Origin of the sequence: Bradyrhizobium sp. SBR1B, from assembly GCF_014198205.1 — a bacterium.
In the GTDB taxonomy this organism is placed as follows: Bacteria; Pseudomonadota; Alphaproteobacteria; order Rhizobiales; family Xanthobacteraceae; genus Bradyrhizobium.
On sequence record NZ_JACIHC010000019.1, the window covers coordinates 14,957 to 28,362 of the forward strand.

Annotated in this window: 7 protein-coding genes; 2 read left to right on the forward strand and 5 right to left on the reverse strand. The window is 66.0% G+C overall.

Features of this window, described 5'->3' with window-relative positions; all coding sequences use genetic code 11:
* Positions 1-139 precede the first annotated feature (139 nt).
* Positions 140-1,450, forward strand: a complete 1,311-nt coding sequence (locus GGD61_RS32715) for a Spy/CpxP family protein refolding chaperone (RefSeq protein ID WP_092261383.1) — start codon at positions 140-142, stop codon at positions 1,448-1,450.
* Here the strand turns inward: GGD61_RS32715 and GGD61_RS32720 are convergent, their stop codons facing one another.
* The 3 genes from GGD61_RS32720 to GGD61_RS32730 form a co-directional block, all read right to left on the reverse strand.
* Positions 1,451-2,278, reverse strand: coding sequence for a hypothetical protein (locus GGD61_RS32720; protein ID WP_210311273.1), 828 nt, complete (start codon positions 2,276-2,278; stop codon positions 1,451-1,453). It lies immediately after the preceding gene.
* Between the two features lie 1,083 nt (positions 2,279-3,361).
* Positions 3,362-5,809: an adenylate/guanylate cyclase domain-containing protein gene (locus GGD61_RS32725; protein ID WP_092261381.1), complete on the reverse strand. Its 2,448-nt coding sequence runs from the start codon at positions 5,807-5,809 to the stop codon at positions 3,362-3,364.
* A gap of 251 nt (positions 5,810-6,060) precedes the next feature.
* The gene (locus GGD61_RS32730) at positions 6,061-8,127 is read right to left on the reverse strand and encodes an AsmA family protein (RefSeq protein ID WP_092261380.1); all 2,067 of its coding nucleotides are present in this window, start codon (positions 8,125-8,127) and stop codon (positions 6,061-6,063) included.
* Between the two features lie 245 nt (positions 8,128-8,372).
* On the opposite strand from GGD61_RS32730, the gene GGD61_RS32735 reads away from it, so the two are divergent.
* Positions 8,373-9,047, forward strand: a complete 675-nt coding sequence (locus GGD61_RS32735; protein ID WP_018321583.1) for a Crp/Fnr family transcriptional regulator — start codon at positions 8,373-8,375, stop codon at positions 9,045-9,047.
* A 142-nt stretch (positions 9,048-9,189) separates the two neighbouring features.
* Here GGD61_RS32735 and GGD61_RS32740 read toward each other — a convergent pair whose 3' ends face one another.
* The gene (locus tag GGD61_RS32740) at positions 9,190-12,324 is read right to left on the reverse strand and encodes an efflux RND transporter permease subunit (RefSeq protein ID WP_092261379.1); all 3,135 of its coding nucleotides are present in this window, start codon (positions 12,322-12,324) and stop codon (positions 9,190-9,192) included.
* Positions 12,324-13,253 (reverse strand): efflux RND transporter periplasmic adaptor subunit, encoded by a 930-nt coding sequence (locus GGD61_RS32745; protein ID WP_018321581.1) that lies wholly within the window; start codon positions 13,251-13,253, stop codon positions 12,324-12,326. Before GGD61_RS32745 ends, GGD61_RS32740 begins: the two co-directional genes overlap by 1 nt.
* Positions 13,254-13,406 lie beyond the last annotated feature (153 nt).

Sequence of the window (13,406 nt, forward strand, 5' to 3'; positions counted from 1 at the left end):
GCCGATCCTGCACCACAGGCAATTGCCCAGCCTGGGAGATCAACCGCGACGCTTTGCCCTGTATCCCCAAGGAACATTTGGTTCCCCGGCGCGTCATCTCAATGCGACGCAGTGCGCGCTTGGCTGGGAGGAGGCCGAATTGGTCAGGTCAGCGGTCGTGTCAGGACGCGTGGGACTGGCGCTGGCGGGCGCGACCATCCTGATTGCGGCCCTGCTGCTGCCCGGTAAGGCTGAAGCGCAGTTCGGATTGCGTGGCGGCCCGTTTGGTGTCGCCCGTTTCGCCGTCGGCCACATGATCGGCATGTCGCGGCTGCGCCATTCCCGCATGGCAGTTCGGGGCGGCCGATACCGCTCCGCCGCGTTGAGATCACAAGATCCGCGCGGGGCCGAGCGCGGCCAGCCAGCCAACCCTTACGTCCTGCGCGCGGCGCTCACCGCGCAAGCGGCGCTGTCGGGCTGGCAGGGCGGTCGCCGCCCGCAGGGCTGGTGGCGCCATCCCGACGGCAGCTACGGCTGGGTCGGGCCGGTGTTCTGGCCGTTCGCGCATGACGACCTCACCAATGCCGTGGTGTTCGGCGATGCGACCAGCCTCTCGCTCTACGGCTATGGCGACATCTACGCCGCGCTCTTCGCGCCCTATGCGGCGACCGAGCTAGCCGCCTACACCGCACCGCAAGGCAAACGCGCGCGCCGAATTCCGTCGGCGCAGAACGTTTGCGATGCCAGCGATCCCCCCGGCTTTCCGGTGGATCGCATCGCCGCCACCGTGCAGCCCAACGAATTGCAACGCACCACGCTCGACGAGCTCGTAAATGCCTGGAGCGAAGCCCGCGACAGCATCCGTGCCGCCTGCCCATCGCAAGTGCCCGCGACCGCGGCGGAGCGCCTCGGCCTGATGCGCGAGCGGCTCGAGGCCATGATCAAGGCAACCGACGCCATCGAGGCGCCGCTGGCGAAGTTTACCAGGTCGCTCGATGACGATCAGAAGGCCCGGCTCAACGCTCTCGGCAATGAGCGCCGCGCCGCGCTCGCGGCCATGCAGCGCAAAGATACGAGCAAGGATACGAGCAAGGATGCGCAGGCCTCAAACGCCTGCGACCCCGACAGCGATCCGCGCTATGACGAGAAGCTGCAGCGGCAGTACGAGCAGCTCGTGCAGCAGCAATGGCCCGCGGGCGACATTGCCACCACGCTCCGCCTCGACGAGACCGCCCGCGCCCGCTTCGAGGTGCTGCAGGACACCACGCTGCGCACGATGCAGACGCTGAGCGCCTGCCCGGCGGAAGCCGCTGCGACTCCGCAGGCGCGCCTCACCGCCGCAAAGGCGCGGCTGGAGACGATGCTGCAAGCCGTGAACGGCGTCACCGATGCGCTCGACGATTTCGAGGCCGACTTGAGCGACGAGCAGAAGGCCGGCTTCGAGGCGATCGGGCCGAAGCGGGGGGCGTGATCAGTCGCACGCCCAGTCGAACTTCATGTCTTTGAAGTCGAGCTGCGCGTTGCCACTGCCGAAATTGTAGCCGCCGAAATATTCCTCGAACTCGATGTAGAACGGGCTCATCTCCGGCACCGCCTGGCACGGCCGCATGGTGCCGCCGAGATGGTTGCGGGCGTGGTCCTTGCACCAATCGTGCAGGCGGTAATTGTCGGCGGTCGGGACGCCGCCCTCAAAGTAGTAGTAGGACTGATAGCCGGTCGGCGGGTCGCGCGGAATGTGCGGGTCCTGCGGAGCCTTGCCGGCGTTGGGATCGGTTGCGCGCGGTGTCAGCGCGATCGCGAGGTTCGCGGCCAGCTCGGCACGCGGCGGGCCGGCGAACATCTTCTGCGCGAACGGCGCGGCGGTCTCGAAGAAGGCACTGGCGCCGCCGATATCGAGCCAGCGCGGCCGGTCGGCCGTCGCCAGCGCAAGCGGCGCCGGCGGTGTCGCGAACGGGCCGTCATATTCGGCCCTGGTCAGCAGCAGCGCAGCATATTCGTAGTCGAGGATATCGGTCATGCGCGACAGCCGCGGATGCGAGGTGCGCGCCTGCACGGCCTCGCGGATTTCAGGGTCATCGGGCGCGCCGCCGTCATTGTGATCGGGCGCGGTGGCAAAGAATGACAATGCGACGATGTCCTCGCCATGGACGCGGTAATCCTCCGGCAGCAGCAAGGTGAAGCCGTGCATCAGCGGATAGCCGGTGACGGGATCGAGCGGCCATTGCTCGCTGCTGATGCCCGGCGGCAGGCCAAAGACCCAGCCGTGGTCACGCGCGCGATCGGCGGGACGGTCCAGCATCTGCAAGTCATAAGCGCGCGAAGGCAAGGCAAGCGCCACAGGTGGTCTCCATTGGAATTGCTCGCCATTGAGGCGAGGGTTAGTCGCGGGGAGAAGGGATATGGTTCGGGGGAAGGGGATTGTCGGCACCGCCGTCGCCTCAAGCTCCGCTGTCGTGCCGGCGAACGCCGGGACGACCCCGGAGTCCACTGTCCCCACAGCGCCCGTCATCGAGCGGATCGACGTCGCTCGATGAGGATCGCCGACCGTGGCCGGCTTGCGCTTCGTCGTCAGCATGGGTCACCTGTAGCTGTGGTCGTCCAGATAGAGGTCGGTCGCCTCGACTGTCTCTCATAACCCATTGATCCGACAACCCCCGTCTACTGTGCATGGGGTTGTTTGCTCGATATCCGAATTTGTCATTCGAATAATCCAAAATTCGCTTTACTGGAAAAACGAAACACCCTATGCTCCTCCCAACTCATCCCATGGTAAGGGACGGATCGCGATCGTCAGGGTTCGTGGGATGAGGGGCGGTGGACGCGGGTGGCGTTGGCGCCAGATGCGGTCGCAGGGCGGGGTATCCCCGTGAGCGATCAGCGGGCGCGTGTACGACGGTGCTTGCCTCGCGTACGGCAAAATCGTGTGGTCGTGACGCCCGAATATCCGGCGTCAAGTCTTGCAGCGGTGCGCTGGTCCGACCGGACCTGCGCATCCCTCGAAAGCTGCAAGACGACGGTGGCAAAGGGATCGACTCACCGGCGAGAGCGCGACATAAGCCGTTTCAACCACTGCGCAGGGAAGGCCGGGCATTCGGCCGCACCTGTTTCTCCCCTGTGAGCGAATACCACGCACTCATGCACAGGGGTCTTGCGGGTGCCAGCCGGTGCCCGGTCTTCCCTGCGCCCTTCCATTTTGAAGGGTGCCGTGACCCAAGCAAAACCCGGGCGCAATGTGCCGCGGGATCGTGAAATACTGTCGGTGAGCGATACAAGGGCCTGTAGCCCGGATGGAGCGAAGCGCAATCCGGGACTGCCGTCGCTTGTGGCACGACCCCGGATTTCGCTTCGCTCCATCCGGGCTACACCAGCGCCAACGCCAGCTTTACCCCCTTCGTCGCACCGCCGAGGCATCCACCACGTTCTCGACTTCCTCGCGCCAGTTCAAGATCTCCATGGCGAGCACAGGGTGATTGAAACCCTTGAGCTGGAGATCGTCGAGGGCGCGCGCCTCCACCCAGGGCTCGACGATGCCGTAGACGCGGCGGCTCACCACGATCTGGTTGGGCTTGGCCTCGCCGCACAGGCGCGAGGCGAGGTTGGTGACGCTGCCAATCGCGGCATATTCCAGCCGCTGCTCGAAGCCGACCTGGCCGAGCGTGGCATAGCCGACCGCGATGCCGATGCCGAAGCCGAGGCTGTGCCCGCGGTTGCGCCAGCGCTCGGTCAGCGGGCCGATGGTGTCGCGCATCTCCACCGCCATCTTCACGGCGCGCTTGGTGTGGTCCTCGAACTGGATCGGCGCGTTGAACAGGATCATCACGCCGTCGCCGGCATATTTGTCGAGCGTGCCCTCATATTTGAAGATCAGCTTGCCGAGCGCGGCGTGATATTCGCGCAGCACGTTCATCGCCTCTTCCGGCTCGGTCGCTTCCGTGAACGCGGTGAAGCCGCGCAGATCGCAGAACACCACGGTCACTTCGCGGCGCTGGCTGGTGAGCAGTCCTTCCGGGCTGTCGGAGGAGGCGATCAGCTGCGCCACCTGCGGCGCCAGGAAACGCTCGAGCTTGCGGATGCGCTCGATCTCGCCGAGCTGGGTCTTGACGCGCTCCTCCAGCGACTTGTTCCAGTTCTTCAATTGCTCGGTCTGCTCGCGCAGCTTGTCGGCCTGGGCGCGCACGGTCTCGTTCGCCGTCTCCAGGGCGTGGCTCTTGTGGTCGACCTCGGTGAACAGCCGCGCATTGCGCATCGCCAGCACGGCCTGGTTGGCGAAGGTGCGCATCAGGCCGATGATGCTGGCGGCGAACTCGCCGTTCGCGCGGCGCAGCACCACCAGCGAGCCGAGCGTGCCCTGCTGGTCGACCAGCGGCACCACCAGCACCGAGTGGAAGCCGGCCGCGATGGCGACCTCGCGCAGCGGCTGCTCGGCGGCGGCGCCGAGTTCGGCAATCGCGATCGGCTCGCCGCTTTCGGCGGCATCGCTCAGGATGTTCTCGCCTTCGTCGATGGTGACATGGGCGCCGTCGGCGGATTTGTCGATGCCGTTGGCCTCGACCAGGTTGAAGCGGCGCGTCTCGGCATCGAAGCCGTAGATCAGCACCGCATCGGCATGGGTGATCTCGATCGCGCGCGCGGCGATCGTCGGCAGCACGGCGTTGAGATCGAGCGAGGAGGCGACGGCGCGGCCGACCTCCTCCAGCACCTTCAGCTCGTTGATCGACTGCGCCAGATCGCGCGTGCGCTCCTCGACCTTGGTCTCCAGGTCCGAATAGGTCTCCTGGATCTGGCCGGCCATGCGGTTGAACTGACCGGCGAGGTCTTCCAGCTCGTCCGAGGTGCGTACTTCGATGCGGTGATTGAAATCGCCCTCGCCGAGCCTGTAGGCGCCGTCGCGCAGCGCCGTGATCGGGATGATCATGCGGCGCGCGAGCAGCGTGCCGGCGAGGATCGCGACCATGAGGCCCATGCCGATCAAGAGCGCGATGCGCACCAGCTGGTCGCGGATCGGCGTCAGCGCCTGCGTGGTCGGCTGCTCGAACAGCACGCTCCAGCCGAGTTTCGGCACCGTGCTCGCGGCGCTCATCACCGCATGGCCGTTGAAGTCGGTGCCCGAACTGTCGCCCTCATGGCCAGGCGCGATCGCGGCCGCCACCTGCGGCAGCTTCGACAAATCCTTGCCGACATCCGGCCCTTTCGACGACGTCGCCAGCACGCGGCCGCGGGGATCGACGACATAGGCAAAGGCGGCCTTGCCGACCTGCGCGTCGGACAGGAAGTCGGAGAGAAAGCTGAGGTCGATCTCGGCCACGGTGACGCCGGCATTGAAGCCGGAATGCGCCACCGAGATCGACATGAATGGCGTCCGGTCGGCGAACCAGGCCGGCGCATAGCTGACGCCGCGGGCGACGGTGTCGGTGAAGCGCATGTCGCGGGAGAGGTCGGCATTGCTGCCGGTGGTGGTCGACTGGCGCGAGACGCGCAGCACCTCGCGGCCCTCGCCGTTGAGCTGGAACAGCTGGTTGACGACCGAGACCTGGTGCAGCAGCGATGCGTAGTCGGCACGGCGCTTTTCGAGGGTGTCCTGGCTCGCCCGCGTCACCCAGCTGATCTGGCGATCGAGCTCCGAGATCGACTGCTCGATCCGCCGGGCGGCGGCTTGCGCCTTGTCCTCCAGCCCGTCAGTCAGCTGGGTCTTGGTGGCGCGGTAGGAGATCCAGGTCTCCATCGCGCCGTTGACGGCGAGCACGAACACGACGAGGCCGACGAGGGAGACGACGTATTTGGCGAACAGGCCCTCGCGCAGAAACCGTGTCTTGTCGTTCGCTCCTGCCATCCCGATCCTCTCGCGCCGCCATCGACGCCGGCGCTCACGGGCCATGCAGGCCCTTCCCGGCCGTTCTATCACAATTTGGGGCAAAGGACCGCCGCGCGGGCCGGGGACCGGCCGGCGTGGTTACTCCCTGTGGACGCGGGGGCCGGCGAAAGGCCGGTGAGTTGCCGCAGCCTCATCCGTTCGGAGGAAGCCGATGACGGGGAAGCTGATGTAAGGGGATTGCCGTGGAGCTAAGCCCGCCCGTCCGCCAATCACCGGTTAAAGAGTTGCCGCAGCACGTCGTTCATTGGCTGACTGTCCTGCTGCGCGACCGGCGGGTCGTCCAGGGCCGGAGCCGCGGGCGAGGCCTGCGGTGTCGGCGTGGACGGCGTTGCCGGCAGGCTCCGGCTGCGGCCACTGCCCGGCGCGGCGCCAGTGCTGCTTGCCGCGCCGCTGGACAGCCCCTGCTGAATCAAATTGCCGATCGCCTCCCCCAGCGGACCGCCGAGCAGATTGTTCTGGCCCGGCTGCTGGGCTTGCGGATTGGCGTTGCCGGCCGCATTGCCGCCGGGCGCAGTCGTGCCGCCGAGACCAAGGCTGCCCAGAATGTTGCCGAGCCCGGCGCCGTCAGGGCCGAACAGGCCCTTGCCCATCTCGCGCAGCTTGGCATAAGCGGCGTCGGGATTGTCCAGCATGCCGGCCATGTCGGGGTAGATCTTGGGCTGCGACCAGCTGCCCTGGATCATCACGGGAATGCCGAAGCCAACAGGCTCATTGGCGCGGCCCTGACCTTCGGTCGTCATCACCAGCTTCGGCTCGACGCGAAAACCCATCATCTTGGTGTCGAGGGCGATGGTGCCCGCCCCGGTGACGCGCACCAGCGGCCCGATCAGGTTGAGATCGGTCGTCACCGCCTGGCCCTTGTCGATGCGGAACGAGGCCGAAAGCTGCGACAGGTCGGTGCTTTGCTCCTGGCCGGCATTCTGGTTGTCCTGCCAGCCGGACAGCGTGCCCGATGTCAGCGAACGGATCATCTGCGCGACATTGATGCCGCGGATGGCGCCGTCCTGGAAATTGACGAAGGCCGTGCCCTGCATGTTCGCCATCAGCGCGCGCTGGCTGGCGCCCGCGCTGCGCAAGGCGAGCTTGGCCTGCAGCTTGCCGTCGATGCGGTCGAATTCGGCGAGGCCCTGAAGCAGCGGCAGCGCGCGCACGCCGACGAGATCGGAATGCATGGCAAAGCTCGGCGCGCCGGTGGTTGCATCGAGGATCACCTCGCCGGAGACCTGGCCGCCATAGGCGCCGAGATTGGCGGTCCCCGCCTTCAGCACCCCGCCGGCGAGCTTCGCATCGAGTGCCAGAGGCGCGATGCGGGCATCACCGATCACGGCTTCGTTCGCGGAGATCCGCACTTGCGCATCGACATAATTGAGCCCGGAGACGTCGATCGGCGCATTGCTCCAGGGCTGCCCGGCGGCGCCCTCCGGCGATTTCGCCAGCGGAATCGCCAGCCGCTGGAAGTCGAGGTCGAGCTTGACCAGCGGCTTGCTGGCAATGTCGACCGAAGCCCAGCCGTTGAATGTGCCATCGCCGAGCCGGCCATTCACGCCGTTGATCATCACGACGTCGCCGTTCATTCGCATTTCGGCATGACCGCTGAGCTGAGACTTCAATACGTCGGGCATGTCGATGGCGAAATCCACCGGGATCGTCGGCCGGTCGGCCGGCGGCGCTGGCGTGGTCGCCTTGATGTCGAACTTGGTCGGGTGGTCGCCGACGCGCGCGGTGCCAGTGACATTGACCTTGCGGTCGCGGCCGATGGTCGCGTCGGCGTTGATGGCACTGATGCGGCCCTCGACGCGGTCGCGCACGCGCGAGAATGCGACTTCGCCGTCGGTGATCTTGACGCGGTCGATGGTCGCGCCATCCGCGTCGAGCGCGAGTGGCGGCCTCGACGAGCCTCCCGCATTCGGCAGGCGCTCCCGCAGCAGCGGCTGGTAAAGCACCGGATGGGTGACGATCAGCTCGCGGATCTCAGGGCGGCCCGACCACACGCTGGAGAGCGACATGTCGGCCTGCACGCTGTCGATCGTCAGGCGCGTGATGCCGCTGCGATCCCGGGGATCGGCAAGCGAGAGGTCGTTCAGGGTGACGTTCAGCGTCGGCCACAGGCTGATCTTGGTGGTGCCGTCGATCGACAGACGATAGCCGGTCGCGCTCTCGACGCGCGAGGCGATCGTCGACGTCAGGAAGCCCGAGGGGATTCCGACCACCAGCAGGAGTGCGATCACGATGATGACGGCGGCCAATGCCGCGCTGGCGAATTTTACTGCTCTCATCTCGACTTTCCACTGACGGACAATCGGCGTCGAATCCCGCCGGTTATCCATCCTTCGCGGCCGAGTTTATCCCCGGACGGGAAGCGGCTCCAAGCGCGTAAAAATAGTCTGGGGGTGCTGCAAAGTTATGTGACTTATGACACACTTCCCCGGCGCGGTTTTACGCGATCCTGATGGTGATGGTTTCAAGCGATTTGCCAAGCGTCTGACAAGATGACTGACCAGGACTTCACAAGGACATTGAAATGAGCAAGCAGGCCGAATTTGCGGTCATTTTGAAGATGAACGCGATGTTCGCGGATCTCGGTGCAGACGAGCTCCAGCGGCTGTCCAATCTCTGTCACACCCAGCATCTGGGGAATGGCGAGGTGCTGTTCCAGAAGGGCGATCCCGGCAACGCGCTGTTCGGCGTGCGCCGCGGACAGGTCCGCATCGAGACAGGTGCCTCCGACGGCAGCCGGCTGACGCTCAATTTCATGGGCCCCGGCGACCTGTTCGGCGAAGTCGCGGTGCTGGACGGCCAGAATCGGACCGCGGATGCGACCGCGGGCGAGGCCAGCGAATTGTTCGTGCTGCGGCGCGAAGATTTCCTCAGTTTCCTCGAGCGCGAGCCGAAGGTCGCGATCAAGATCATCGCATTGCTGTGCCAGCGCATTCGCTGGCAGAGCGAGCGCATGGAGGAATCGATGCTGCAGCCGCTGCCGGTGCGCCTCGCACGGCGGCTCTGCGCGCTGGCCGCCGATTTCGGTTCCGAGGTCCACATCTCGCAGGAGCAGCTCGGCGTCTTCGTCGGCGCCGCCCGCGAGAGCGTCAACCGCCAGCTCCAGGCCTGGCGCAAGGAAGCGATCCTCGATCTTCAGCGTGGCCGCATCCTGCTCAGGAACATGACCAAGCTGACCGCGATCGCGCGGAACGAGTAGGGCTCAGCCGCACAGCCCGCGAATGCAGGGCTTGCCGGTGCAGACCCAGGGCCGAGCGTGATCCGCGTGAAGGCTATTGGGGTAACATAGCGCCTTGAGGCGCCCTGCGTTAACGCGCCCCTCCGGCCACTCGCCTGAAATCTTACTCCGCAGCACGGTGGGCAACGTCTTTCGATGCCGGCGCCGCGCCGTGATGACTGTCCGTCTCGGCGTCCTCGCTGTGCACGATCAGCCGCTTGGCGAAGCGCCAGATCAGGGCGCCAAAATCGTCCATCACCATGAACATCGCGGGCACGAACACCAGCGACAGGATGGTGGAGAAGATCAGGCCGCCGATCACCGCGAGCGCCATCGGCGAGCGGAACTCGCCGCCGGCGCCGACCGCGAGCGCGCTCGGCATCATGCCCGCGGCCATCGCGATCGTGGTCATCACGATCGGCCGGGCGCGCTTCATGCCGGCGTCGATCATCGCCTCTTCGCGCGGCTTGCCGGCGTGAATGGCTTCGATCGCGAATTCCACCAGCATGATCGCGTTCTTGGTGACGATGCCCATCAGCATCAGAATGCCGATCCACACCGGCGTGGTCAGCTGCTTGCCGGTGAGGAGCAGGGCCGCGATCGCGCCGCCGATCGAGAGCGGCAGCGAGAACAGGATGGTGATCGGCTGCAGGAAGGTGCCGAACAGCAGCACCAGCACGGCGTAGACCATCATCAGGCCCGCCGTGATCGCGGTGGCGAAGCCGTCGGACAGTTCGTTGAGGCTTTCGGCGTCGCCGGAGGGAGAGACCTTCACGCCCTTCGGCCGGCTCTTCATCACCGGCAGATCGTAGATCTTCTTGGTGGCGTCGCCGAGTGCGGCGGAGCCGACGAGGTCGGCGGCGACCGTCGCCTGCCGCTCGCGATCGTAGCGGTTGATGCTGGTCGGACCCTGGTCGAGCTTGACGTCGGCGATGACCGAGAGCGGCACGCCGCCCTTCTCGCCGTGCTCGCCGAGCGGCACGCGCAACTGTTCCAGCGTCTTCAGATTGCCGCGCGCGGCATCCTCGAGCTGCACGCGGATCGGCACCAGACGGTCGCCGACGTCGAACTTGGCGAGCGCGGGTCCGACGTCGCCGATGGTGGCGACGCGGATGGTCTGCGACAGGCTTTCGGTCGAGACGCCGAGCCGCGCCGCGAGATCGGCGCGCGGTTCGACGCGCAGCTCGGGCCGCTCCAGCGTGGTTTCCGAGATCACGTTGGAGATGGTCGGAATCCGCTTCATTTGCGTCGCGAGCTCGCTCGCGAAATTGTTGACGATGTTGGCGTCGACGCCGGTCACGACCAGCGAGATGGCGCGCAGACCGTTCTCGTCGAGGAACCAGAAGCGGATGTCCGGGATGTTCTCCAGCTCCTGGCTGATCGAGAATTCGAGCTCGCGCTGGGTGATGTCGCGGGCATCCTTGGGCGTGTAGTTGATGATCAGTGCGGCGCGCCGGACTTCCTGGGTGCCCGGCGGGACGCGCCCGCCGTCGACGAAGATGCTCTTCACCTCGGGCCGCTTGCGCAGCCGCGCGACGATGTCCTCGGTGACCTTTTCGGTATAGGCAAGCTGGGTGCCCGGCGGAAGCTCGAGGGCCAGCAGTGAGCGCGAACTGTCCTGCGCCGGCAGAAAACCCTGCGGCAACAGCGTAATGCTCCAGATCGAGGCGGCGAAGATGCCGAAGCCGACCAGCACCGTGATGAAATAGTGTTTTACCGACCAGGCCACGATCCGATGATAGGCCCGCAGCACGCGGCCGGGCGGCGGTTCTTCGTGAGTGCCGGGCTTGAGGAAGTAGGCGGCGAGCACCGGCGTGACGAAGCGCGCGGCGAGCAGCGAGAAGAACACCTGCACCGAGACGGTGATGCCGAACTGCTTGAAGAACTGTCCGGCGATGCCCGACATGAAGCTCGCCGGTGCGAAGATCGCGATGATGGTGAGCGAGATCGCGATCACCGCGAGGCCGATCTCGTCGGCGGCTTCCAGGGCGGCACGATAGGGCGACTTGCCCATGTTCATGTGCCTGACGATGTTCTCGATCTCGACGATGGCGTCGTCGACCAGAATACCCGTCGACAGCGTGATGGCGAGGAAGCTGACGAGGTTCAGCGAGAAGCCGAGCAGGTCCATCGCCCAGAAGGCCGGGAAGATCGACAAGGGCAGCGAGATCGCGGCGATGATGGTGGCGCGCAGGTCGCGCAGGAACAAGAGCACGATGACGACGGCGAGGATGGCGCCTTCGAACAGGGTCGAGATCGCCGCGTGGTAATTGCCGTTGGTATATTCGACCGAGGTGTCGATCACCTTCAGGTCGACGTCGGGATAGGCGGCCTTGAGTACGTCGATGCGCTTCTGCACGGCCTCGGCCACCTTGACGTCGCTGGCGCCCTTGGAGCGCTTGATGCCGAGCGCGACGATCGGCTCGCCGTTGAAGCGGGCGAAGGTGCGGCGGTCGGCGATGGTGTCAGTGACGGTACCGAGATCGTCGAGCCGGACCTCGCCGCCGCCGAACAGCGGGATCATGGTGCCGGCAAGGTCGCTCAGCGTCTTGGCGCCGGCGAGCGTGCGGATGGCCTGGTCGTTCTTGCCGATCTCGGCGCGGCCGCCGGCGACGTCGACATTGGTGCCGCGCAGGCTCTGGCTGACATTGACCGCGGTCAGACCCATTGCCTGCAAACGGTCCGGGTCGAGCGAAACCAGGATTTCGCGCTCGACACCGCCGATGCGCTCGACCTGGGCGACGCCGCGCACGCCTTGCAGCGCGCGCTTGACCACGTCGTCGACGAAGTAAGAGAGTTGCTCCGGCGTCTTGCCGGGCGAGATCGCGGCATAGGTGACGATCGGCAGGCCGATCACGTCGACGCGCTGGATCAGCGGCTCGGTGACGTTCTGCGGCAGGTTCGACCGCACACGCGTCACCGCGTCCTTGACGTCGTTGAGCGCGCGGTCGGTGTTGGTCTCCAGCGCGAACTGGATGGTGGTGACCGACACACCGTCGGTGATCTGTGAGGTAATGTGCCGCACGCCCTCGACGCCGGAGACGGCGTCTTCGACCGTCTTGGTCACCTGCGATTCGAGTTCGGCGGGCGCCGCGCCGAACTGCGAGACCACGACCGAGATCACGGGAATGTCGGCCGAAGGCAGCCGCGTCACCGCGAGCTTGGTGAAAGACACCCAGCCGAGAATCAAGAGGATGATCGAGAAGACGACCGACGGCAGCGGATTACGGATCGACCATGCCGAGATATTGAGAGCCATCAGCGTACCCGCGTGCGATCGAGTTCATCGGCGAACATGGTCTTGATCTGGTCGCCGTCATGGAGCGAAGAGCCGGCGTCGGCCACGACGATTTCGCCGACGTCGAGGCCCTCCAGAATTTCCGTCGCGTTGTCGGACGAGAGCCCGACCCGCACCTTGCGCGTCTCGATGATGTTGCCCTTGACGACCTGAATGGTGAGATGGTCGATCGCGGTCTTGGGGATCGAGACGCCGCAGCTTCGCTTGGCGTCGATCGAGGCGCGGGCGAACACGCCGACCTTCAGCGACGGATTGTTGGTGACGCTGATGCGGACGCGGCCGAGCTGCGTGGCGCGGTCGATCTCGGGCGCAACCAGCCGGACCCGGCCGATCAGATCGGGCGCGTCATCGCGGCTGATGCGCACGGTGGCGCCGGAGTTGAGCTTGGGCATGTGCACCGCCGGGACCTGAGCATCGAGCTCGATCTCGTTGTTCACGGCGATGCGGAACATCGGGCCGGCCTGCGGGGAAGCGGGCGCGCCGACGATGGTGCGGACCTCGGTGATGAGGCCCGGCGCAGGTGATTTCAGCGAGATCGGACCTTGCGGACCGGGTCTCTGCGGCTGGCCCGGGATCTGCGGCGGCGCCGTCAGGCGCGCCAGCTCCTGGTTGTCGGCAACGACGGTGCCCTCGGTGACGAAGAGATCGGTGACCTTGGATCCCTCCTGGTCGGCGATGACCACGGCCTCGCGGCGCGGCACGAAGAAGCCGGTCACCCGTACAAGGTCGGAGAAGCAGGCATTGGTCGACTTCGTCACGATGACGAGCGCCTCGCTCTGCGTCTCCTTCGGCTCAGCGCGCTTGCGATGCTCGAACAGGTAATAGCCGACGCCGAGCGCGACGACGAACATCACGGTTCCGGCAGGCTTGAGATATTCGGAGAGGTTCATCGCCGGATCATCCTGGCCTGGCTCACGGCCATCCGCGCGAGGCCCATCGAGAGCATTTCCCTGAAACAAAGCGGCGTCCCGCAAGGCTGCGGGACGCGCTCTGGAAGCGAGACTTTACACCACATCACGACTTGTCACTTCAGAGGATTTTGT